The sequence below is a fragment of the Allorhizobium sp. DMC15 genome, assembly GCF_056314065.1.
The window spans coordinates 1,080,498-1,103,010 of the sequence record NZ_JBQUZB010000002.1 but is presented as its reverse complement, the minus strand read 5'-3'; the positions used below and the strand labels follow the sequence as shown (position 1 = coordinate 1,103,010).

The window sequence follows — 22,513 nt, the reverse complement described above, 5'->3', positions numbered from 1 at the left end:
TGTCAGTTGCACCGGTCCTCAGCTGCGGGAGCGGTATGGCGTCATGCGAACTTCCAGGTGGGCCAGTGCCCGGACAATCAGGAAGTTCAGGAACAGGTAGATCGCGCCGGCTGCCAGAAAGACCTCGATGGCGCGGTAGCTTTCGGAGATCAGGTTTCTCGCAATGCCCGTGACCTCCAGTAGCGTGATGATCGAGGCAAGCGATGTGCCTTTGACCATCAATATGATTTCGTTGCCATAGGCCGGGATCGCCTGACGAAGTGCAATCGGAAGGATCACCAGCCGGAGGGTCAAAAGGCGGGTCATGCCGAGCGCCTGGGCTGCTTCGCCCAGCCCGCGCGGGACGTTCTTGATCGCACCGCGCAGGATCTCACTGCCATAGGCGGCGGTGTTCAGGGTCAAAGCTAGGATTGCGCACCAGTAGGGTTCGCGAAACAGGCCCCAGAGCCCGATGGTCTGCAATGCAGGGCGAAACTGTCCGAGTCCGTAATAGATGAGAAAAATCTGGACCAGCAGCGGCGTTCCGCGAAAGACGGCCACGAAGGTGCGGATCGGCCAGATCAGAAGGCGATGCTCGCCCTGTTGCGCGAGCGCCAGCAGCAGTGCCAGTGCGAAGCCGAGCAGCAGGGAAGTGCCGGCCAGCTGGAGGGTGAGCGGCACGCCGGAGAAAAGTTGCGGAAGGATCTGCAAGAAGAAGCGAACGTCGATCATCGATGCAGGATCCCTCGTGAGGTGCGGGTCTCGGCGATGCGAAAGGCCTGGCCGGTGATCCCGGCAATGGCGAAATAGAGGGATGCCGCCGCGATATAGAACAGGAAGGGCTCGCGCGTGGACCCCGCACCGATCTGTGACTGACGCATCAGTTCGACGAGACCGATCACGGAGATCAGGGCGGAGTCCTTGAGAACGAGCTGCCAGACATTGCCAAGACCGGGGATTGCGTGGCGCAGGAGTTGGGGAATGATCACGAGCCGCAGCATTTGGAACCGCGACAGGGCCAGCGCTTTTGCCGCATCGAACTGCCCCCGCTCTACGGCGACGTAGGCGCCCCGATAGACTTCGGCTTGATACGCGCCTGAGATGATGCCGATGGCGATGACGCCGGTCGCAAGCGCGGGAAGGCCGACAAACCCGTCCGAGCCGAAGACCTTGGCAATCGCTGTCAAAGCCACGCTGCCGCCGTAGTAAAATAGGTAGATGGTGAGAAGATCGGGGACCCCGCGGAAAATGGTGCCGTAAACCGAGGCCAGCGATCTCGGCAGCCGTCTGGAGGACAGTCCGCCGCTTGCGCCAAGGGCACCGAAGGCAGCGCCCAGCAAAAAGCCCAACACCGATAGCAAAAGTGTCATGCCCGCTGCGCTGAGCAGGGCGAGGCCCCAGCCGCCTTCGGCGAAACCGAGCAGATACAGTTTTTCAAGCATGCGGGCGAAACCCCTTTATGTCATTGCTGCAGCCGGAGTTGCGGGAACTCCGGCTGCATCGGTTCGCCTTAATTTACTTGACCGGAGTGACGTCTGTGCCGACCCATTTCTCCGAGATGCGCTTGATGGTTCCATCGGCAATGGCCGAATCGATGGCCGCGTTCAGCATTTCCTTGAGCTTGGTGTCGTCCTTGCGCAGGCCAGCGCCGGTGCCGAGGCCGAAGACGCCCCCAACAAAGCCTGGGCCGGCAATGGTGTAATCAGCGAATTCCGGCTTGGCGAGCGTGGCCGCAAGGGCCGTCTGCTGGGCAAAGAGCGCGTCGATGCGTCCGGCGGCGAGATCGAGGTCGTGCTGTTCGGTGGTCTTGTATTCGCGGATCTCAACGGTGTCGCCGAAGTATTTCTTGACGAAATCGAGGTTGGTCGTCGCCGCCTGCACGCCGACGATCTTGCCCTTGAGCAGCGGCTTGAGCTTGTCGATGGCCGCCATCGCCGCCGCTTCATCCTCAAGCTTGAACTTTTCGGCGGAGACGCCGAGCTTGCCCAACTCGCTGTCCTTGGCAACCGCAAAGCCGGATGGGTCGACGGCATAAGGCTGGGTGAAGTCGATCGTTTCCAGGCGCTTCGGCGTGATGAACATGCTTGCCATGATGACGTCATACTTGCCGATGGTGAGGGAGGGGATGAGCCCGTCCCAATCCTGCGCGACGATCGTGCACTTGATCTTCATCCGGGCGCAGAGATCATTTGCCAGCTCGATCTCGAGCCCGTCGAGCTCACCATCGGCATTGGTAAAATTCCAGGGAGCGTAGGCGCCCTCGGTGGCGATCTTGATTTCTGTCGGTGCGCTCTGCGCATGGGCCAGCTGCCCAGATGTCAGTGTGATGAGAGCAGCCGCCAGCGCGGCCATGCGACGGATCGTCATGACTTTTCCTCTTCGTTGTTGAGCCGTTCGTGACGGCGGTTCCCCGCCCGTGCCGGATGTCGTCTCCGGCTACGGACAATCTTTCGGGCGATCTTCAGCGTCCCGGACTGGCGTAGTCGGCCAGCAGGTCCGCAGTCGCAATAATGTGTTCGCGCATCACGGCCTCGGCATGGTCCGGATCCCCGGACCGCAAGGCGTCGATCAGTGTCTGGTGTTCTTCCCGTGCCGACAGCGGCTTGTTCACATAGTCGAACCAAATGCGCATGTAGGGCTCGATGACCACATGGAGGGCCGTGATCTGGCGGATCAGTTTTGGTCGCTGGCTGAGATTGAATATCAGCGCATGAAATTGCTGATGGCGGGAAACCCAGTCGCTGCCGCCCGACCGCCCGTCACGTTCCATGCGGTCGAGCAGGCCCTCGAGCTCCTCGAAGAACTCTGCATTCATGCGCGGCGTTGCGAGCCTGACCGCGAGCCCTTCCAGCACGGACCGGATTTCGAAAGTCTCATGAATTTCGTCAAGCGTCAGCCCTGCGACGACACAGCCGCGATTGGGACGCAAAGTGACCAATCCGTCCGCTGCGAGGCGGCGAAATGCTTCGCGAACCGGCATCCGGCTCATGCCGATCTCAGAGGCGATTTCTTCCGGAATCAGCCGGTCGCCGGGTTTGTAGCGTCCGAGGCGCAACGCCCGCTGAAGGTGAACATAGGCCTCCTGCTCTGCAGTCGAGGCGAGTGGCGCATTGTTGGCGAATGAGCTCGACATTTTGTCTCACTGAATTTTTATATCCAATTATCCAATCATCGCGCCCGAGCTTCGTCAAGTGGCTTCTTCGTTCATTGCCGCCCTTACGGTTTCGTTGCGGGGATTTGGCGCGAGAATTGCTTCTGTTGGACAAGTCTTTCAGCGGGAGAAATCATTGTCCGTCCATGCGCGCTCCATTTCCGTCGCCACAACGTTACGGCTGATCGCCAAGCACTACCGCAGGCGTTCGCGTGGCTGCCGGTCTATGGTGTGACCTGACGATGTCGAAGAACTCGACCGATCTGACGATCCTCGTGATCGACGAGAATGCCATCCGGGCTTCAATCATCGAGGAGGGGTTGAACGAAGCGGGGCACGTCAATGTCAAAGTGATCCATGAGATGCAGGGCGTCGCGCGGCTGATCGAGACGATGGACCCGGATGTCATCATCATCGATATCGAGAATCCCAACCGGGACATGATGGAGCACATGTTCCAGCTCACCCGGATGATTTCGCGACCGATCGCCATGTTCGTCGACCGTTCCGACAGCGCCGCCATCGAGGCGGCCGTCGATGCCGGGGTCTCGGCCTATGTCGTCGATGGGCTGAAGAAGGAGCGCGTGAAGCCGATCCTCGACATGGCCGTAAGCCGCTTCAACGCCTTCAGCCGGCTGCAGCGCGAACTGGCCGAGGCGCGCAACGCGCTGGAGGAGCGGAAGGTCATCGAACGCGCAAAGGGCATTCTGATGAAGATGCGGGGCCTGAGCGAAGAGGAGGCCTTCGCCCTGCTGCGGCAGACCGCCATGAACGAAAAGAAGAAGCTGGCCGACATCGCCCAGAGTGTCGTGACGGCCGCTGGACTGCTGCTGTGAGCGCAGAATGGATTGGAGAATGCTGGTGAACGAGATGGTTTCGACCCAATCTGGTGACGTGTCGGTGCCTGTACCCGCCCGCGTGCATGGCAAGGAGCAGAGAGTGCTGCGAGCGGGCTACATTCCGCTGATGGACGCGTCGATCCTGATTGTTGCTGCAGAGCTTGGTTTCGCCGAAGCAGAAGGCCTGCGTCTCGAACTGGTGCGCGACGTTTCCTGGGCGAATGTCCGTGACAGGCTCGCCTTCCGCCAGTTCGACATTGCCCACATGCTCTCGCCCATGCCGGTCGCGTCCATGCTCGGGCTGGGGTCCAACCCGTCGCCCACCATCGCGCCCTTTTCCCTTGGGCGTGGCGGCAATGCGATTACGCTGTCGCTGCGCATCTTCGAGCGCATGAAATCCTTGACCGGGCTCGGGGACGACGCGGACTCGCTTGCCAATGCCAAGGCCCTCGCAGCCTTGCTGGCCGACATGCGGGCGCGCGGCGAAGCCGTGCCGACACTCGGCATGACCTATCCGTTCTCCTCGCACAATTACGAGTTCCGTTACTGGCTGGCTGCTGGTGGGATCGATCCGGATCGCGATGTCAAGCTGGTAGTGGTTCCGCCGCCGCTGACATCCGATGCGCTTGCCGCCGGCGCAATCGACGGCTTCTGCGTCGGAGCCCCCTGGAACATGATCGCTTCGGAGCGCGGCACGGGTCGCATCGTCGCGGCCAAGCAGGATATCTGGGCGCTGGCGCCTGAGAAAGTGTTGGGCCTGCGTCCCGACTGGGCGGCGGCCAATGCCGATACGGTCTCCCGTCTGATCGTCGCGCTCGATCGCGCCGCCCGCTGGTGCGATGACGCGGATAACCACAATGAACTCGCCGAGATCCTCAGCGCACCGGAATACATCGCCGCACCGACCAGCATCATCAGGAGCGTGTTGAGCGGGGAGTTCAGTCTCGACGCGCGGGGAACCAAGCGGGTCGTTCCCGACTATTTCCTCTTTCATCGCGGCGCGGCAAACCATCCCCGGCCGGATCAGGCAAGCTGGATCTACAGCCAGATGATCCGCTGGGGCCAGACCGAGTTCAGCCCGGAGGGGCTGGCGCGCGCCAGGACGGCGTTCCGCCCCGATCTCTACCGGGTCGCGCTCGGTCGCGATGCTGCGATACCGGATGAGGCAAGCGAAAAGGGAAGCCGCGGTTACGAGGGGTTCATGGATGGTGAGCCGTTCGACCCCGGCAAGATTGAGGCCTATGTCGAGCGTTTTCCAGTCCGCTCGACCTCGGCAGCGCCGTACGGGGCTTCAGAAGCTTGATAGGATGCACTGCACAAACGTGAGGCATTTGCATCCTTGTTGAGTCCTCGTAACGGGCAAGCCTCGCTCCCGCAGAGTTGCAGTTTATAGCCGCGATTGGAAAACAGCGCTTGTAAATCGCGAGTTTAGCAGTCGCCGTCTGAAACTGGCACGCTGCTTGCTTTCCTATTTTTGTCCACGGTCAACGGCGATCGCAGGACGGATGAGCGCCTTCGAGGCGCAGATAACCATCAGACAATGACGTCGCAGGCTTCTTGCTGTCCGGCTCCTCCCGCCAGGACCTCGCAGGAAAGCACGCGGCGTTTTTTCCGTTTTCCGGATCTCCGTCACACAAAGAGGGGCACTCAGTCATGACCAAGACCACAGCAACAGGCATCAGCCGCCGCCAAATCCTCAAGATCAGTTCTGCTGCCGCTCTGGCGAGCGCGGCTCGCATGGCATTTCCATCAGGCGCATTCGCTGCAAGCGCCGGGCCGGAAGTGACCGGCGTCAAGCTCGGCTTCATTGCCTTGACCGATGCCGCACCTCTGATCATCGCCAAGGAAAAGGGCCTCTTCGAGAAGCATGGGCTCCCCGATGTCGAAGTGCTGAAGCAGGCGTCCTGGGGTGCGACCCGCGACAACCTCGTGCTCGGCGGCGAGGCGAACGGCATTGACGGCGCGCATATCCTGACCCCGATGCCCTATCTGATCTCGACCGGCAAGGTTACGCAGAACAACGTGCCCGTGCCGATGTCGATCGTCGCGCGGCTCAATCTCGACAGCCAGGGCATTTCGGTCGCCAAGGAGTACGCCGAGACCGGCGTCCAGCTCGACGCTTCCAAGCTGAAGGAGGCCTTTGCCGCCAAGAAGGCTGCGGGCGGAGAGATCAAGGTCGCGATGACTTTCCCCGGCGGCACCCACGATCTCTGGATCCGCTACTGGCTGGCCGCCGGCGGTATCGATCCGGACAAGGATGTTTCCACCATCGTCGTCCCGCCGCCGCAGATGGTCGCCAATATGAAGGTCGGCAACATGGATGCCTTCTGTGTCGGCGAACCCTGGAACGAGCAGCTCGTCAACCAGGGCATTGGCTTTACCGCCTGCACCACCGGCGAGCTGTGGAAGGGCCATCCGGAAAAGGCGCTCGGCCTGCGCACCGACTGGATCGAGAAGAACCCGAACGCCGCAAAGGCGCTGATGATGGCGGTGATGGAAGCCCAGATCTGGGCCGACAGCATGGACAACAAGGAAGAGATGTCGGCGATCCTCGGCAAGCGCCAATGGTTCAACGTGCCGCCGAAGGATGTCGCCGGTCGCCTCAAGGGCACGATCAACTATGGCAATGGCCGCCTCGTGGAAAACACCGGGCTCGAGATGAAGTTCTGGAAGGACCACGCCTCCTATCCGTTCAAGAGCCACGACGCCTGGTTCCTCACCGAAAACATCCGCTGGGGCAAGTTCGCACCCGATACCGATATCAAGGCGCTGGTCGACAAGGTTAACCGCGAGGACATCTGGCGCGCGGCAGCCGCCGACCTCGGCATCGCCGCCGCCGATATCCCGGCCTCGAGCTCGCGCGGCCCAGAGACTTTCTTCGACGGCAAGGTCTTCGATCCGGAAAACCCGAAAGCCTATCTCGACAGCCTGACGATCAAGGCCGGGGCTTAGTTTGCCTGCCCCTCATCCCTCTGCCGGGAACTTTTCCCCGCAAGCGGGGAGAAGGGGCAAGTGGAAAGGCCGGCGCTCTGACTCCCCTCCCCCCGCTTGCGGGGAGAGGGTGGCGGCAGCCGGGTGAGGGGCAATCTCTCGACATGAACTGAACACCAACCGCCTAAAGGGACCACACCATGACCGCAACCGCCCGCAAGACTGATACCGCCGAGGCGACGGCCATTTCAGCCACCAGAACAGGCACGGTCGTCATGATCGCACAGCGCCCAGCCGCTAAGCTCGACATCCGGAAGCCGCTGGCGGCCATCTGTCGCAATGTATTGCCGCCGTTTGTGGTGCTGATTGCGTTGCTGGCCATCTGGCAGATCGCGTGCTCAAGTCCGGGAGCAACCCTGCCACCGCCGTCGCAGGTCTGGATCGACAGCTATGATCTCATTGCTTATCCGTTCTTCGACTATGGCTCGCAGGATATTGGCCTTGCCTGGCGGGTGCTGATCTCGCTGCAGCGCGTGGCAATCGGCTTCGGTCTCGCCGCCGTGGTCGGCGTCTTCCTCGGTGCCGTCGTCGGCCAATCGGTCTGGGCCATGCGCGGTCTCGACCCGATTTTCCAGATCCTGCGCACGGTCCCGCCGCTCGCCTGGTTGCCGCTGTCGCTCGCAGCCTTCCAGAATTCTAACCCGTCGGCGATCTTCGTCATTTTCATCACCTCGATCTGGCCGGTGATCATCAACACCGCCGTCGGCGTCCGCAACATCCCGGACGACTACCGCAACATCGCCCGGGTGCTTCGCCTCAACCCGATGGAATTCTTCATCCGCATCATGGTGCCGGCCGCCGCCCCTTACATCTTCACCGGCCTTCGCATCGGGGTTGGCCTTTCCTGGCTCGCCATCGTTGCCGCGGAAATGCTGACCGGTGGAGTCGGCATCGGCTTCTTCATCTGGGATGCGTGGAATTCCTCGCGTCTCTCCGACATCATCGTGGCGCTCGCCTATATCGGCGTGACCGGCTTTGTCCTCGACAAACTCGTCGCGCTCCTCGGCAACGTCATCACCCGCGGCACCGCGAAGAACTGAGGAGAGCGACCATGAACGCCTATCTCAAGATCGACCATATCGACAAAAGCTTTGAACGCGGCGGCCAGAAGACCGAGGTCTTGAAGGACGTCACGCTCACCATCGACAAGGGCGAGTTCGTCTCGATCATTGGCCATTCCGGCTGTGGCAAGTCCACACTGCTCAACCTCATCGCCGGCTTGACACGGGTTTCCGCCGGCGCCGTCCTCCTGGAGAACGTCGAGGTGAATGAACCTGGTCCGGAACGCGCCGTCGTCTTCCAGAACCACTCGCTGCTGCCTTGGCTGACCGTCTACGAAAACGTCAACCTTGCCGTTTCCAAGGTCTTCGCCGGTAAGAAGACGAAGGCGGAGAAGCATGAATGGGTCATGCGCAACCTCGATCTCGTCCAGATGGCCCATGCCAAGGACAAGCGTCCGGCGGAAATTTCAGGCGGCATGAAGCAGCGTGTCGGCATCGCCCGCGCGCTCGCCATGGAGCCGAAGATCCTGCTGCTCGACGAACCCTTCGGGGCATTGGACGCACTCACCCGCGCCCACCTGCAGGACGCGGTGATGGAGATCCATTCCCGCCTCGGCAATACGATGATCATGATCACCCACGACGTCGACGAGGCGGTGCTCTTGTCCGACCGCATCGTCATGATGACCAACGGCCCCGCCGCCCGCATCGGCGAGGTGCTTGACGTCCCGATCCCGCGGGTGCGCGACCGCATCGCCCTCGCCGCCGACCGCACCTACCTCAAATCCCGCGAAGCCGTGTTGAAGTTCCTCTACGAACGCCACCGCTTCGTCGAAGCCGCGGAGTAACATCAATGGCTGAGAAACTCGTCATCATCGGCAACGGCATGGCGCCGGGGCGCATGCTGGAAGAACTGTTCGAAAAGGCCCCAGGCCAATTCGACGTCACCATTTTCAACGCCGAGCCGCGCGTCAACTACGATCGCATCATGCTCTCGCCGGTGCTCTCGGGCGAGAAGGCCTATGAAGACATCGTCATCCACAATGACGATTGGTATGCCAGCCATGGTGTGACCCTGCACAAGGGCGCCAAGGTCACCGAGATCGACCGCCATGCCAAGACGGTCACCTCGGCCAACGGCATCACGGCCCCCTACGACAAGCTGGTTATCGCGACGGGCTCGCTGCCCTTCATCATCCCGGTTCCCGGCCATCAGTTGCCGGGCGTCCTTGCCTACCGCGATCTCGACGATGTCGAGAAGATGCTGGCAATTGCAGAGGGCAAGGGGAGGGCGATCGTCATCGGCGCCGGCCTGCTCGGCCTCGAGGCGGCCTATGGCCTGAAACGGCAGGGCATGGATGTCACCGTCATCCACCTGATGCCGACGATCATGGAGCGCCAGCTCGATCCGGCGGCCGCCTATCTCCTCGAAAAGGCACTCACCGAACGTGGCATCGAGATCATCACCAAGGCCAACACCAAACAGATCCTCGGCACCGATAAGGTCGAGGGCATCGAGCTGGAAGATGGCCGCGTGATATCAGGCGACATGGTGATCATGGCCGTCGGCATCCGCCCGGCCTCTAGTCTCGCCAAGGAAGCCGGAATCGCCGTCAACCGCGGCATCGTCGTCGACGACGGCATGATGACCTCGGACCCGAATGTCTTTGCGCTCGGCGAATGCGCCGAACATCGTGGCACCTGTTACGGCCTCGTCGCGCCGCTTTACGAAGCTGCCCGCGTTCTTGCCGATCGCCTGACTGGCGGCACCAGCGAATACCATGGCTCCGTCGTCAACACGAAGCTCAAGGTCACCGGCATCAATCTCTTCTCCGCCGGCGACTTCGCCGAAGCCCCGGACCGCGAGGAAATCGTGCTGCGCGATGCCTCGGCAGGCATCTACAAACGCCTCGTGCTGAAGGACAACAAGATCCTCGGCGCCGTCCTCTATGGCGAAACGGGCGATGGTTCCTGGTTCTTCGACCTGATGAAGCGCGGAACCGATATCACTGAGATGCGCGACACACTGATCTTCGGCCAGTCCTACCAGGGGGGCACCCCGCTGGACCCTATGGCGGCCGTTGCAGCCTTGCCGGATGATGCGGAAATCTGCGGCTGCAACGGCGTCTGCAAGGGCAAGATCACGGGCGCGATCACGGGGAAAGGCCTGACGACGCTCGACGGCGTGCGCGCCCACACGAAAGCGTCTGCCTCCTGCGGCAACTGCACTGGTTTGGTCGAGCAGCTGATGGCGCTGACGCTGGGCGACGCCTACAATCCCGCCGCCGTCACACCGATGTGCACCTGCACCGAACTTGGCCATGACGACGTGCGCCGGCTGATCAAGGCCAAGGGGTTGAAGACCATTCCCGCCGTCATGCAGGAACTGGAATGGAAGACCTCTTGCGGCTGTGCCAAATGCCGCCCGGCGCTCAACTATTATCTCGTCGCGGACTGGCCCGACGAATATGCCGACGATTACCAGTCGCGCTTCATCAATGAACGCGTCCACGCCAATATCCAGAAGGACGGCACCTATTCCGTTGTCCCGCGCATGTGGGGGGGCGTGACGAACGCCGCCGAATTGCGTGCCATCGCCGATGTCGTCGACAAGTTCGAAATCCCCATGGTCAAGGTGACTGGCGGCCAGCGCATCGACCTGCTCGGCATCGAGAAGGAAGACCTGCCCGCCGTCTGGGCCGATCTTGGCAAGGCCGGCTTTGTGTCAGGCCAGGCTTACGCAAAGGGCCTGCGCACCGTGAAGACCTGTGTCGGTTCCGACTGGTGCCGCTTCGGCACGCAGGATTCGACCGGGCTTGGTATCCGCATCGAGAAATTCATGTGGGGTTCTTGGACACCGGCCAAGCTGAAGCTGGCCGTCTCTGGCTGTCCGCGCAACTGCGCCGAAGCGACCTGCAAGGATATCGGCGTCATCTGCGTGGACAGTGGCTTCGAGATCCACTTCGCTGGTGCTGCCGGCCTCGACATCAAGGGCACGGACGTTCTGGGCCTGGTCAAGACCGAGGACGAGGCGCTCGAGCATATCGTGGCATTGACCCAGATGTACCGCGAGCAGGGTCGCTATCTCGAGCGCATCTACAAATGGGCAAAACGCATCGGCCATGACGAGATCCGCCGCCAGATCATGGGGGATGCCGACAAGCGCCGCGCTTACTACGACCGTTTCGTCTTCAGCCAGAAATTCGCGCAGGTCGATCCCTGGTCGGAGCGCGTCTCGGGCAAGGACAAGCACGAGTTCAAGCCGATGGCGACGATCGGATTTTCGGCGGCGGCGGAGTGACTACCTCCCCCTTGAGCGGGGAGGTCGCGCGGAACGCGCGGGTGGGGGTGATCCGCGTTAGCCCGAATGTTCACCCCACCCCGGACCTGCGGTCCGACCCTCCCCCTCAAGGGGAGGGTGAACATCCGCAAGCGCTGAACAACAAGGAGCTTACCCATGAACTGGATTGCAATCGGCACCATTGACGACATCCCGCTACGTGGCGCGCGCTGCGTGAAGACGCCTGAGGGCAAGATCGGGGTGTTTCGCACGGCCGAGAACGAGGTCTTCGCCATCGAGGATCACTGCCCCCACAAAGGCGGCCCGCTCACGCAGGGTATCGTCCATGGCAAGGCGGTGACCTGCCCGCTGCACAACTGGGTCATCTCGCTGGAAACCGGCAAGGCGCTGGGTGCCGACGAAGGAGAAGTTAAGACCATCCCGGTCCGCAACATCGACGGTCAATTGTCCATCATGCTCGAAAGCATGCTGGTCGCGGCCGAGTAAGCGGAATGACCAACGCGCGGAGCCGCAGCCATGCCCTGTGAAACCAAGACGACCTGCCCCTATTGCGGTGTCGGATGCGGCGTGATCGCCGCCGTCGATGATGAGGGCAAAGTCAGTGTCCGGGGTGACCCCGATCATCCCGCCAATTACGGCAGGCTTTGCTCCAAGGGTTCGGCCCTTGCCGAAACGCTCGGGCTCGACGGTCGCGCACTCTACCCGGAGATCCTGGGCGAGCGCACGAACTGGGACCTCGCGCTCGACATGGTGGCGCGCACCTTCAAGCAGACCATTGCCACCCATGGCCGCGACTCGGTCGCCTTCTATGTCTCAGGGCAATTGCTGACCGAGGACTATTACGTCGCCAACAAGCTGATGAAGGGCTTCATCGGCTCTGCCAATATCGACACCAATTCGCGCCTGTGCATGGCCTCGTCCGTCGCCGGCCACCGCCGTGCCTTCGGCGCTGACACCGTACCGGCCTGTTACGAGGACATGGAACTCGCCGATCTCGTCGTGCTCGTCGGCTCCAACATGGCATGGTGCCATCCGGTCCTTTTCCAGCGACTGGCAGCTGCCAAGGCTGCCCGTCCGGCAATGAAGGTGGTCGTGATCGATCCGCGCCGAACTGCCACCTGCGACATCGCCGATCTGCATCTGCCGGTACAAGCCGACGGCGATATCGCCCTATTCAACGGTCTGCTCACCCACTTGGCCGAGACCGGTACGATCGATGAAAACTACCTTGGCAGGCATACTTCAGGTTTCGCTGAAGCCCTGCTTGCCGCTTCGCATGGAAGTCTCTCAGACCTCTCCGAAGCAACCGGCATATCCGGCATGCTCATCCGCCAGTTCTTCCGACTCTTCGCCCAGACTGAGAAGGTCGTCACCTGCTATAGTCAGGGCGTCAACCAGTCCGCCGTCGGCACTGATAAGGTCAACGCCATCCTCAACTGCCACTTGGCGACAGGCCGGATCGGTCGACCCGGCATGGGACCCTTGTCGCTGACCGGTCAGCCGAACGCCATGGGCGGACGCGAGGTCGGCGGTCTCGCCAACATGCTGGCTGCGCATATGGCGATCGAAAACCCTATTCACAGGGAGCGCGTGCAGCGCTTCTGGAAGGCCCCTGTCATTGCCGACAAACCCGGCCTGAAGGCCGTCGACATGTTTGAGGCGGTGGCCGATGGGCGCATCAAGGCGATCTGGATCATGTCGACGAACCCTGTCGTTTCCATGCCCGACGCTGATGCGGTCAAGGCAGCCCTTGCGGCCTGTCCCTTCGTGGTAGTCTCCGACATTCAGAAGGATACCGACACCGCACGTCTCGCCCATGTCCTGCTGCCGGCCACCGGCTGGGGTGAAAAGTCCGGCACCGTGACCAATTCCGAGCGGCGGATCTCCCGGCAGAGGCCATTCTTACCGACGCCGGACGAGGCCCGCCCCGATTGGTGGCAATTGGCGGAAGTCGGCAAGCGGATGGGTTACTCTCGGCATTTCGCCTATGATGGTCCGGCCGCAATCTATGCCGAACATGCGGCGCTGTCCGCCTTCGAGAATAGTGGCGAGCGTGATTTCGATATCGGCGCCCATGCCGGCATCGGCGCGCCGGTCTACGAGGAATTGGTGCCGTTCCAATGGCCTATGCGGCAAGACGGGTCATCGGCTATCCGTTTCTTTGCCGATGGTGGATTTTTCACCACGGACAGAAAGGCACGACTTGTGCCGGTGACGACACCCGCTCCGGAACCAATCGATGAGCGTCATCCCTTCACCTTGAATACCGGCCGCATTCGCGACCACTGGCATACGATGACGCGGACCGGGAAGAGCGCGCGCCTCTCCACGCATATTGCCGAACCCTTCTGCGAGATCCATCCCGCAGATGCAGCTAAGGCCGGCATCGACGATGCCGATCTGGTGCGCATCGACGCCGCCAATGGCCGGTCGATCATCGTCCGGGCTCTTCTGACCGAACGCCAGATAAGGGGCGCGGTTTTCGTTCCCATGCACTGGACGGGAGAGACGGCACCGAGCGCGCGGGTCGACACGCTGGTCGCCTCCCGCAGGGATCCGATCTCCGGACAGCCGGCCCTGAAGATGTCGCGCGTTTCCGTTGTCCGCCATTTGGCTGAGGTTCACGGTTTCCTGGTCACGGCGACCCGGCCGTGTGACCTGCCATTTGGCTATTGGGCGATTGCGAGGACTGAAGGTGGTTATCGTGTCGAATTTGCGGGGGATCCACCGGCTGAGGGCTGGGAGGCCTGGCTGCGGGGCAACCTGCAGCTTGCGGATGAGTTTGAAATCTCTGGCTACATCGATCAGCGAGCCGGTGGCCACCGTGTGCTCGCCTTTCATGGAGAGACGCTTCTGGCGGCTCTGTTCGTCGCGTCCGAACCCGTTCCCGTGTCACGGCAATGGGCCGTCGATCAACTGACGGAAAGCCATCCGGATCGCGCCGCGCGCTTCGCGCTTCTCGCCGGCCGTCCGGCTGCCGGTCGGCCCGACAAGGGCGCGATCGTCTGTTCCTGCTTTTCAGTCGGGGCCAACGAGATCAATGCCGCCGCCCGCGGCGGGTGCCGTTCCGTCGAGACAATCGGTGCAGCACTCAATGCCGGAACCAATTGCGGCTCCTGCCGCCCCGAAATCAGGAGAATCCTCGATGCGACACAACCCATTGCCGCAGAGTGACGGGCAGGAGCGCATTTCGGCGCTCGCCAAGCTCCCGGTCTTTTGGAATCTTCAGGGCAAACGGGCTGTAATCGCCGGGGGATCGGATGGTGCCGCCTGGAAGGCCGAGTTGCTGCAGGCCTGTGGTGCTACGGTCGAAGTCTATTGCGAAACCGATGATTTGAGCGAGACGATGACGGCGCTCATTGCGCGCACCGACCTCCGATACCGTGCGCATCCCTGGCATTGCGGGGTCTTTGCGGGAGCCTCCCTGGCGCTGGCTGATTGCGAGACCGATGACGAGGCCCACGCCTTCTTCTGCGCAGCGCGTGCGGCTGGCGTGCCGGTCAACGTCATCGACAAGCCGGCCTATTGCCAATTCCAGTTCGGGTCGATTGTCAATCGCTCTCCGGTGATCGTCTCAATCTCCACCGATGGGGCCGCACCGATCCTTTCCCAGGCGATCCGCCAGCGGATTGAAACATTGCTACCTACGTCGCTGAAACAATGGGCAGGACTTGCGCAGTCCCTGAGAGAGGCGGTCAACCGCCGCCTGGCACCGGGTGCTGCAAGACGGCTTTTCTGGGAGCGCTTCGTGGCCCGGAGCCTTTCGACCAACGAGACGCCCACCGAAGAAGCCGCTGATGACCTGCTCGCGACGGTAGAGCAGATCGCCTCTGCGCCGCCCGTCGGGTCCGTGACCTTGGTCGGCGCCGGTCCCGGCGATCCCGAGCTTCTCACGCTGAAAGCCATGCGGGCGTTGCAGGCGGCCGATGTCATCCTGTTTGACGATCTCGTGTCGGCAGAGGTGCTGGAACTGGCGCGACGTGAAGCACGACGCTTCCTGGTCGGCAAACGCGGCGGGCGGGAAAGCTGCCGCCAGGACGACATCAACGAGATGATGCTGCGCTTCGCCAAGGCGGGCAAACGGGTTGTCCGGCTCAAGTCGGGGGATCCGATGATCTTCGGTCGCGCCGGGGAAGAAATCGCCCGGCTGCAAGATGAGGGTATCGCGGTCGATATCGTGCCCGGCATCACCGCCGCCTCGGCGATGGCTGCCTCGCTCAAGACGTCGCTCACCCATCGTGATCATGCCCAGCAGGTCCGTCTCGTCACGGCGCATTCCAAACATCGTGAACTGCCGCGCACCGTGGACTGGGCCTCGCTTGCCGGGCCAAACCAGACTTCGGTCTTTTACATGGGCGGACGCATGGCGGGCGAAATCGAGCAGCGTCTCAGGGAAAACGGCATGGATGCCGAAACGCCCGTCGTCGTCATGTCTTCCGTCAGCCGTGCGCGGGAGCGCCGCTGGGCTGGCAGGCTGGGCAGCTTGCCAGATGCCATGCTCGCGATGGGCGTTGCCGAGCCGGTCCTGATCGGTATCGGCGCTGTCTTCGGCAAAGAGGTCGAGGCCAGCGCTCGTGTCGACGGGACGACGCCGAGCGCGAGGTTCGGTGTTGCTGGGGAAGAGCGGCAGAGACGGCTGGCACGTTGATCCAACCGGCGAGCTTCAACAGAAGCGGATCCGTATCCCCTAGACAGGCTGAAGCAGATCAGCTTGTTCGGTGCTCTCGATGAACGGCCGGATGGTCGAGTTACCGTGTCGGGAATTGCTTGGCTCGCCTATTCGATCTCGTATCGCCGTGGCTGTGTCGAAATTACACGCGAGGCGATCGCGACGGCTCGCCCGAGGCTGACCTGCGGCGTCTGGTCGAGGCTGCGCCCCGAGAGGTAGCCCGCATTGAACACGTCTCCGGCGCCAATGGTGTCGATCACTTCGACCTCCGGTGCGGGCGCGCGGTGAAGCGTGCCGGCGGCATCGAGGACGATCGCTCCGCTGCGGCCACACTTTATGACAGTCTCGGCTCCGATCGGCTGGAGGGCGTGGATGGCGTTTGCTGCCGCTTCCAGGGTGTCTGTTTCGCTCAGATGCATGGCTTCGATTTCATTCAGCAGGACGCAATGACTGGCTGAGACGAGGTCTGTGAGAAACCGGCGTGCTGCGGGGGTGAACCCCTCGGTCGGCCAACCTGGGTCGATCGCGATCTTTGCTCCTCGCGCTTTTGCGTTTTCGATCAGACGCCCATAACCCTCCATCAGTCGCTCAGTTTGAAAGGCGCCCGCCAGAAGCACGGTTCCACCGGCAATATGGACAGTATCCAGTTGTGCGATTGCCTCGTCAGCCGAAAAATGGGTGAGATGTCCCCGGGTCGTAAAAAAGGTGCGTTCGCTGTCCGGGTGGGTGATGCCCACCGTCAAAGTGGTGCGTGCTGGGCACCTGACCAGGCGGCAAGTCTCCGGGGCAAAGGCTTGCTCCAGCACCGTCCCGAAGACATCTGCCCCAATAGATCCAATGAACAGGTGGGGGTGGCCGAGAGCCTGGAGCGCGAGCGCCGTGTTGCCGGCCGACCCGCCTACACGTACCTCATCCTGGTCGACAAAAACCTCCGTTCCGACGTCCGGCCATGTCGTCGGGCCGATGATGATATCGATGTTGAGGTTGCCGATGACGATGAGTGGCTTTTGAGTTTCTGTTTCCATTTTTAGGACGCTCAGGTGCGTGCCGCCTCGATGATGGCCTTGAAGAGTGCCAGATCTGCTGCCGATTCTGCAGGTGGAGTGCGGTTTTCGCCACCTGCTGTGACGGCGGCATGAAAGGCACGAAGTTCAACATCGAAGGGATCCTGGTGGAATGGTCCGAGCCGCGTCAAGCTGTTTCCGCTTTCTGTGGATGTCTGGATGTCAAGGGTCATGGGCAGGTTACGGATGTAGGGTGTCGGGTATTCGAAGGCGATGCGCTTCCAGCGCGTGTTGATTTCAAAGCCCGCTTCGAAACGAACGACATCGCCGATCATGCACTCATACAGCGCCGTGAAATGACCATAGTCCAGAAGCGCCGTAATCTGTGTGCCGCCCTGCTTGATGCTAGCAGCCCGCACGGATTTCGGCGCGCCGAACAGATCGCGCATCGCCGAGAGCGAGTGAGAGGATAGTCCGGTCAGTACGGTATAGGCCGTTCTGAGTTCCGCCGATGCGTCTGCGCCGAGTGCGCGGTCCAACATCTCCCTGCGTAGCGCGCCGCCAGCGGCTAGCATGTCTTGCGGCAGGTCGTTTTGTGGCGTGACCACCCCATCAGTCTGGCGAAAATACCAGGGTCCCTCGCAGATCACGTCGCGGACCCGCACATAGGTGATCTCTTCCATTGCCGGCAGGTTTGCCTTCGCGTCCAGGAAGGCCGGCGCGAAGCGACGCATATACCCAACCATGGCCACCTTGCCGGACGCGTCCGCCGTTGTGCTGAGCGATTGAAGGTCTTCAAGTTCCAGGCAGCAGGGCTTCTCGATCAACACATGCTTGCCAGCCTTCAGCGCTGCGCGTGCGTCCCGTCCGTGAAACTGGTCGGGGCTCAGCACCATCACCGCGTCGATGTCCGTTGCCGCGAACATGTCTTCGGCTGAATTGTAAAGTGTTTCGATGCCCCAGCGGGCGCCGATTGCCTGGCTGACAGAGGGCGAGGGGTCATAGGCGCCGGCCAGCGTATAGAGTTCGTTGAGACGCTGCAGGATTGGCAGATGAATGAGCTGTGCGACTTCGCCGAGCCCGAGCAGGCCTAATCTGATCATTATGGAAGTTCCCGTTGCTGATGGTGCGGCAAAGGCGGGTTGGCCACCGGCACCTGTTGCGGACAAATAAATACGTAAAAGAGATTTTATCAAGATGAAATCCGATAGAATGGGACTGAAGTTATCGCGTGGATGAGGATTTCCGTGACCTCTTTTCCGTAACGGGTCCTTTTGTGACGGAAAAATTGATGAAAATCAGCGTGATGTGAATTTTGCGGTATTTTGTCCCTTTCAACATTTGGGCGGATCTATTATGGTAACAGTCGGAACTTAAGGCCATGGAGATGATGATGAAGTTGGCAACGGCGCCGGACGCTTGGGGAGTTTGGTATGCTGAGGACCCTAGGCAGACGCCATGGGAGCGGTATCTGGACGAAGTGCGCGACGCCGGATTTACGGCAACCGAAACTGGTCCCTGGGGCTATCTGCCGACGGATCCCGGGCGATTGAGCGATGCGCTATCGGCGCGAGGCCTCAGCATCTGCGGCTCGGCTCTCGTTCATCTCCTGGCACCTTCTGACGCCATGCAAACCTTGCGGCCGCGACTGGAGCAGACCTGCGGCCTTTTAAAAGCGATGGGCGCGGAATGGGTCGTGTTGATGGACGACAGCGATCTTCCAGCTCCTGGCAAGGAGAGGGCGCTGTCGCCGGAAAGCTGGCGGGGCATGATCGCCAACGTGACCGAAGCTGCCCGTTACGTAGCCGGGGAGCATGGGCTCTCGCTCGTCTTCCACCCGCATGTCGGGTCCGGGGTTGAAACCGAATCCGAAGTCATCCGGCTGCTCGACGAAACGCCTCCAGAGCTCGTCGGTCTCTGCTTCGACTTCGGTCACCATGCCTATACGGGTGCCGATGCGATCTCCTTCATGAAGCGCTATGCCGAGCGCATTCCCTACTATCATTTCAAGAACGTCGATCCGGTGCTGCTCGACAAGATCCAGCGCGAAAACATCGATTTCATCACGGGCTTCCAATCGGGCGTGATGTGCGAACTGGACAAGGGGATGGTGGATTTCCGCGCGGTTGTGGATTTTCTCAGAGCACGCGACTATGGAGGCTATGTGGTGTATGAGCAGGACATGTATCCTTGCCCGCCGGATAAGCCTCTGCCGATTGCGAAACGCAACCGGGAAGCCTTGAAGGCCCTGGGGCTGTGATCGGCGGGAAGCAGGTGAGATGACGAGTTTGAATCAGGCCGGGGCAGGCTCCGGTCCGAGTGCCGGCGACGAGGGCGAAGGACGTATTGCCGGTAGCCGGATCGAAGATGCGCGGATACACAACCGGCGCCTCGTTTTCGAGACGATTTTTCAGCGGGGGCCGATCAGCCGCGTGGAGATTGCCTCCATCATCGGACTGAAGCCTCAGACCATCTCTTCCATCACCCGCGAGCTGCTTGAGCAGGGACTTATCGTTGAAGCGGGACGGTCGTCCGGCATGCGGGGACAGCCACAGATTTATCTTGAGCCAAATGCAGAAGCCGGTTTCTCCATCGGGGTGCATCTCGACCAGAATTTCTGTCACATCCTGGTCTTCGACCTGACACGCAAGGAGCGTGCCCGGCGCATCGCCCGCGTCGACACAAGCGACCCCGCGGCTGCGGTCCGTGAACTTGCGGCCGTGTTGCCGGCTCTGCTCAATTCGCATGGCCTGCCGGCACAACGGGTGTGGGGTGTCGGGCTGGTGCTGCCGACATTCGGATCGGCAGGCGACGAGTTCGATTTTTCCATGCGGCACTGGCAGGCTTGGCGCGATTTTCCGTTTGCAGACGAACTTCAGCGGCTGACAGGATTTCCTGTGCTCGTGGAGAACGATGCAACGGCTGCCGCTATCGGAGAGCGCATCCACCGGCCGGACACGCAGGAAGCCACCTTTGTCTATTATTATATCGGCCATGGCTCCGGCGCCGGTTTGATTATCGATGGCTATCCCTACAAGGGCATGGGGGGCGCTGCGGGAGAAATCGGGCTACTTCCGTTCGCGGGGCTGGGAGGTTCGCAGACATGGCCTGAGACACCGGACGAAACGGCTGCGCAGGGCGGGCTGATCTCCATCGGTGGTCTCGGTCTCGCATGCGGTCTTGGCCTCAGCCCGGAGCCGGAGCAGATCCTGAACCTGCTGGCCATTCGAGACCACAGGTTGATGGACTGGCTGGCTTCGGCCGCACGCCTGATGCGTGACGTGGTGGCCATCATCGAGGTGATGTACGATCCGGCCTTTATCGCCGTTGGCGGTGCTTTGCCGCAGCCCCTGATCGAGCGACTGGTCGACCGCGCCTATCCGTTGCGGCCGACACCTGCTGCCCGGCATGATCGTGTTCATCCGCGTCTGGTCACGGCACGGCTCAGCGAGGATGCTGCGGTAACGGGGGCGGCCATGCTGCCTATCTTCATCAACACCAGCCACAATTTCCGACATCTCTATATCCGTCAGAATCTCGCGGAGGTGCGGCCGTTCGAGATATCGGGCGGCGGCGCATGAAGAGGCCTCACGGCCTGCGTTAGTAACCGGCCGGCCGATTCATCATGCATCTCATCTTAGGCTGCACCGAGCGGTGATGCTTGCGCGGAGCTGCGTTTGGTGGCGGCGTGGCCTTCAGGCTTCATCTGAACGATAAGCGATCCGATCATCCCGGAAGATCTGGTAGCGGACAATGGACATCGGAAGTGCGGCGCCCTCGGTGATCGACGCCGTCTTCGGAGCCTGCACTTTCCACTGAACACCGTTAAGCGCTGCCGTGATCTTGATGAAGGAGCCGTAGTTCACGATGCGCAGGACGTCCGCTTTGGGTGTCATATTGCCGGCACCGAGAACAATGTCCTCCGGTCGTACAGCCAAGGTCGCTGGCCCGTCCGGGAGTGTTGCAGGTAGAGTGATGCCCCCGATGTCGATACCGCCGTTCGCCACGGTCACGTCAATCATGTTCATGTCGCCGATGAAGCTGGCGACGAAGGGGGTCGCTGGTGTGGCGTAGATGTCACCGGGCGTTCCAACCTGTTCGATGCGTCCCATGCTCATGACCACAATCCTGTCGGCGACGGAGAGTGCTTCGTCCTGTCCGTGGGTGACGAAAACGGTTGTGATGCCGAGGGTTTTCTGGATCTGTCGGACTTCTTCGCGCAGTCGATCGCGAAGATGCTGATCAAGGCTTGCGAAGGGTTCGTCCATCAAGAGGATCTTTGGCTCCAGAACGACGCAGCGTGCTATGGCCACGCGTTGGCGCTGCCCGCCCGAAAGCTGGCTGGGCCGTCGCTTGGCATAGTCCTGAAGCCCGACGAGCGCGAGGCCGGCCTCCACTTTACGGCTGATTTCCGTCTTGCTGAACCCTCGCAGCTTTAGCCCAAATGCAATGTTCTCGAAAACCGTCATATGCTGCCACAAGGCATGGCTCTGAAACACCATGGCCGTGGGCCGTTTCTCCGGCGGATCGAATGCAACGTCCACACCGTCGATCAGGACCTTGCCGGAGGTTGGCGTCTCGAAGCCGCCGATGATCCTCAGCAGCGTCGACTTGCCGGAGCCGGACGGCCCGAGCAGGCAGACCAGTTCACCATCACCGATCTTGAGCGAGAGAGGCTCGATGGCGGTCACGATGCTGTAAGTCTTCGTGACGTCGATGAGATCAAGCGTGGACATGGATGAGCCTTACAAGAATGAACAGAAACTAGCCGCCGAGACCTTTGGCGAAAGCGTCGCCACCGATCACGCGTCTGGCCAGCACGATGGCGATCAGTGAGGGAACCCAGAGCATAACCGAGAGCACCGCACCGTATTGCACCACGAGCTGATTGTTGATCATAGACATCATCAACAGGGGCATGGTGCGGATGCGGGGCGCGCCGACCAGCCAGGCGCCTTCTGTCTCATAGAAGGTCCAGACGAAGGTCATCAGCAGGGCGGCGGCGATGGTGGGGAAAGCCTGAGGCAGGGTGATGTGCCAGAAGACGCGAAGCGGGGACGCGCCGACGTCGCGTGCTGCTTCTTCCGTCTCACGCGGTATGGCACGGAATGCGGCGCTTGGCAGCCAGATCATCAGCAGCAGCGTGTTCAGAAACTGGATGATGACGACGCCCTGGAATGTCCCGACGAGATCAAGGGTCAGGAACAGCACGGCGATCGATACAATCAACGCAAAGCGCGGAAAGGCATTGGCCATCAGAAAAGACATCATGAACGCAGACTTTCCAGGGAAGTCCATGCGCGCGAATGCATAGGCCGCGGGAAGGCAGACCACAGCTGAAAGCACGGTGACCGTGGTCGACAGCTTGATCGATGTCACGAATGCCTGCCAGACCTCGGGGCGCGACACGAGTTGTTCCCAGAAGCGAAAGCCCCAGCGCGTCGGCAAGACCGAGGGGTAGAACCACTGTTCCGCAAATGCCCAGAGGAAAACGGTCGCCACCGGTAGAACGATGAAGAAGACGAGGAAAATGAGGATCAGCGGGCCGAAGACATCGTTACGCCGGGTCGTGAACATG

The 22,513-nt window shown here is 61.4% G+C and carries 19 protein-coding genes; 11 read left to right on the top strand and 8 right to left on the bottom strand.

Annotated elements, in window-relative coordinates; genetic code table 11:
- Positions 1 to 18: 18 nt before the first annotated feature.
- The 4 genes from ACT53S_RS13855 to ACT53S_RS13840 form a co-directional block, all read right to left on the bottom strand.
- Positions 19 to 711 carry an ABC transporter permease gene (locus tag ACT53S_RS13855; protein ID WP_476067411.1) on the bottom strand — a complete coding sequence of 231 codons (693 nt, stop codon included), beginning with the start codon at positions 709 to 711 and terminating at the stop codon, positions 19 to 21.
- The gene (locus ACT53S_RS13850; protein ID WP_476067410.1) at positions 708 to 1,421 is read right to left on the bottom strand and encodes an ABC transporter permease; all 714 of its coding nucleotides are present in this window, start codon (positions 1,419 to 1,421) and stop codon (positions 708 to 710) included. Before ACT53S_RS13850 ends, ACT53S_RS13855 begins: the two co-directional genes overlap by 4 nt.
- Positions 1,422 to 1,494: 73 nt before the next feature.
- Complete coding sequence (locus ACT53S_RS13845) at positions 1,495 to 2,346, bottom strand: lysine/arginine/ornithine ABC transporter substrate-binding protein (RefSeq protein ID WP_476067409.1); 852 nt, start codon at positions 2,344 to 2,346, stop codon at positions 1,495 to 1,497.
- 94 nt (positions 2,347 to 2,440) lie between these two features.
- Complete coding sequence (locus tag ACT53S_RS13840; RefSeq protein WP_476067408.1) at positions 2,441 to 3,112, bottom strand: GntR family transcriptional regulator; 672 nt, start codon at positions 3,110 to 3,112, stop codon at positions 2,441 to 2,443.
- Between the two features lie 260 nt (positions 3,113 to 3,372).
- Between ACT53S_RS13840 and ACT53S_RS13835 the strand changes: the two genes are divergently transcribed.
- The 9 genes from ACT53S_RS13835 to cysG all read left to right on the top strand — a co-directional run bounded on the left by ACT53S_RS13835 (position 3,373) and on the right by cysG (position 15,910).
- Positions 3,373 to 3,966, top strand: coding sequence for an ANTAR domain-containing response regulator (locus ACT53S_RS13835; RefSeq protein ID WP_476067489.1), 594 nt, complete (start codon positions 3,373 to 3,375; stop codon positions 3,964 to 3,966).
- A gap of 34 nt (positions 3,967 to 4,000) precedes the next feature.
- On the top strand, positions 4,001 to 5,272 hold the full coding sequence (locus ACT53S_RS13830; protein ID WP_476067488.1) for a CmpA/NrtA family ABC transporter substrate-binding protein: 1,272 nt from the start codon (positions 4,001 to 4,003) through the stop codon (positions 5,270 to 5,272).
- Between the two features lie 350 nt (positions 5,273 to 5,622).
- Entirely contained in the window at positions 5,623 to 6,921 is a 1,299-nt protein-coding gene (locus ACT53S_RS13825) for a CmpA/NrtA family ABC transporter substrate-binding protein (protein ID WP_476067407.1), read from the top strand.
- 179 nt (positions 6,922 to 7,100) lie between these two features.
- Positions 7,101 to 8,000, top strand: coding sequence for a nitrate ABC transporter permease (ntrB, locus tag ACT53S_RS13820; RefSeq protein ID WP_476067406.1), 900 nt, complete (start codon positions 7,101 to 7,103; stop codon positions 7,998 to 8,000).
- A gap of 11 nt (positions 8,001 to 8,011) precedes the next feature.
- A complete protein-coding gene (locus tag ACT53S_RS13815; protein ID WP_476067405.1) occupies positions 8,012 to 8,809 on the top strand; it encodes an ABC transporter ATP-binding protein in 798 nt (265 codons plus the stop codon).
- Positions 8,810 to 8,814: 5 nt separating this feature from the next.
- Positions 8,815 to 11,262 carry a nitrite reductase large subunit NirB gene (gene nirB / locus ACT53S_RS13810; RefSeq protein ID WP_476067404.1) on the top strand — a complete coding sequence of 816 codons (2,448 nt, stop codon included), beginning with the start codon at positions 8,815 to 8,817 and terminating at the stop codon, positions 11,260 to 11,262.
- Between the two features lie 156 nt (positions 11,263 to 11,418).
- Entirely contained in the window at positions 11,419 to 11,748 is a 330-nt protein-coding gene (gene nirD, locus ACT53S_RS13805; RefSeq protein ID WP_476067403.1) for a nitrite reductase small subunit NirD, read from the top strand.
- A 30-nt stretch (positions 11,749 to 11,778) separates the two neighbouring features.
- Positions 11,779 to 14,436, top strand: a complete 2,658-nt coding sequence (locus ACT53S_RS13800; RefSeq protein ID WP_476067402.1) for a nitrate reductase — start codon at positions 11,779 to 11,781, stop codon at positions 14,434 to 14,436.
- Positions 14,408 to 15,910: a siroheme synthase CysG gene (gene cysG, locus ACT53S_RS13795; RefSeq protein ID WP_476067401.1), complete on the top strand. Its 1,503-nt coding sequence runs from the start codon at positions 14,408 to 14,410 to the stop codon at positions 15,908 to 15,910. Before ACT53S_RS13800 ends, cysG begins: the two co-directional genes overlap by 29 nt.
- 128 nt (positions 15,911 to 16,038) lie before the next feature.
- Here the strand turns inward: cysG and ACT53S_RS13790 are convergent, their stop codons facing one another.
- On the bottom strand, positions 16,039 to 16,956 hold the full coding sequence (locus tag ACT53S_RS13790; protein WP_476067400.1) for a carbohydrate kinase family protein: 918 nt from the start codon (positions 16,954 to 16,956) through the stop codon (positions 16,039 to 16,041).
- Between the two features lie 11 nt (positions 16,957 to 16,967).
- Entirely contained in the window at positions 16,968 to 18,038 is a 1,071-nt protein-coding gene (locus tag ACT53S_RS13785) for a Gfo/Idh/MocA family protein (RefSeq protein ID WP_476067399.1), read from the bottom strand.
- Between the two features lie 290 nt (positions 18,039 to 18,328).
- On the opposite strand from ACT53S_RS13785, the gene ACT53S_RS13780 reads away from it, so the two are divergent.
- Positions 18,329 to 19,195: a sugar phosphate isomerase/epimerase family protein gene (locus ACT53S_RS13780; RefSeq protein WP_476067398.1), complete on the top strand. Its 867-nt coding sequence runs from the start codon at positions 18,329 to 18,331 to the stop codon at positions 19,193 to 19,195.
- 19 nt (positions 19,196 to 19,214) lie between these two features.
- Positions 19,215 to 20,516: an ROK family transcriptional regulator gene (locus tag ACT53S_RS13775; RefSeq protein ID WP_113378665.1), complete on the top strand. Its 1,302-nt coding sequence runs from the start codon at positions 19,215 to 19,217 to the stop codon at positions 20,514 to 20,516.
- Positions 20,517 to 20,630: 114 nt separating this feature from the next.
- Here the strand turns inward: ACT53S_RS13775 and ACT53S_RS13770 are convergent, their stop codons facing one another.
- Positions 20,631 to 21,671, bottom strand: a complete 1,041-nt coding sequence (locus tag ACT53S_RS13770) for an ABC transporter ATP-binding protein (protein ID WP_476067397.1) — start codon at positions 21,669 to 21,671, stop codon at positions 20,631 to 20,633.
- A 28-nt stretch (positions 21,672 to 21,699) separates the two neighbouring features.
- The gene (locus tag ACT53S_RS13765) at positions 21,700 to 22,512 is read right to left on the bottom strand and encodes an ABC transporter permease subunit (RefSeq protein WP_142071047.1); all 813 of its coding nucleotides are present in this window, start codon (positions 22,510 to 22,512) and stop codon (positions 21,700 to 21,702) included.
- Position 22,513: the final 1 nt, after the last annotated feature.

Coding starts and splice junctions, on each gene's coding strand:
- ACT53S_RS13855 (WP_476067411.1), bottom strand. CDS start 711: ATGATCGACGTTCGCTTCTTCTTGCAGATCCTTCCGCAACTTTTCTCC.
- ACT53S_RS13850 (WP_476067410.1), bottom strand. CDS start 1,421: ATGCTTGAAAAACTGTATCTGCTCGGTTTCGCCGAAGGCGGCTGGGGC.
- ACT53S_RS13845 (WP_476067409.1), bottom strand. CDS start 2,346: ATGACGATCCGTCGCATGGCCGCGCTGGCGGCTGCTCTCATCACACTG.
- ACT53S_RS13840 (WP_476067408.1), bottom strand. CDS start 3,112: ATGTCGAGCTCATTCGCCAACAATGCGCCACTCGCCTCGACTGCAGAG.
- ACT53S_RS13835 (WP_476067489.1), top strand. CDS start 3,373: ATGTCGAAGAACTCGACCGATCTGACGATCCTCGTGATCGACGAGAAT.
- ACT53S_RS13830 (WP_476067488.1), top strand. CDS start 4,001: ATGGTTTCGACCCAATCTGGTGACGTGTCGGTGCCTGTACCCGCCCGC.
- ACT53S_RS13825 (WP_476067407.1), top strand. CDS start 5,623: ATGACCAAGACCACAGCAACAGGCATCAGCCGCCGCCAAATCCTCAAG.
- ntrB (WP_476067406.1), top strand. CDS start 7,101: ATGACCGCAACCGCCCGCAAGACTGATACCGCCGAGGCGACGGCCATT.
- ACT53S_RS13815 (WP_476067405.1), top strand. CDS start 8,012: ATGAACGCCTATCTCAAGATCGACCATATCGACAAAAGCTTTGAACGC.
- nirB (WP_476067404.1), top strand. CDS start 8,815: ATGGCTGAGAAACTCGTCATCATCGGCAACGGCATGGCGCCGGGGCGC.
- nirD (WP_476067403.1), top strand. CDS start 11,419: ATGAACTGGATTGCAATCGGCACCATTGACGACATCCCGCTACGTGGC.
- ACT53S_RS13800 (WP_476067402.1), top strand. CDS start 11,779: ATGCCCTGTGAAACCAAGACGACCTGCCCCTATTGCGGTGTCGGATGC.
- cysG (WP_476067401.1), top strand. CDS start 14,408: ATGCGACACAACCCATTGCCGCAGAGTGACGGGCAGGAGCGCATTTCG.
- ACT53S_RS13790 (WP_476067400.1), bottom strand. CDS start 16,956: ATGGAAACAGAAACTCAAAAGCCACTCATCGTCATCGGCAACCTCAAC.
- ACT53S_RS13785 (WP_476067399.1), bottom strand. CDS start 18,038: ATGATCAGATTAGGCCTGCTCGGGCTCGGCGAAGTCGCACAGCTCATT.
- ACT53S_RS13780 (WP_476067398.1), top strand. CDS start 18,329: ATGAAGTTGGCAACGGCGCCGGACGCTTGGGGAGTTTGGTATGCTGAG.
- ACT53S_RS13775 (WP_113378665.1), top strand. CDS start 19,215: ATGACGAGTTTGAATCAGGCCGGGGCAGGCTCCGGTCCGAGTGCCGGC.
- ACT53S_RS13770 (WP_476067397.1), bottom strand. CDS start 21,671: ATGTCCACGCTTGATCTCATCGACGTCACGAAGACTTACAGCATCGTG.
- ACT53S_RS13765 (WP_142071047.1), bottom strand. CDS start 22,512: ATGTTCACGACCCGGCGTAACGATGTCTTCGGCCCGCTGATCCTCATT.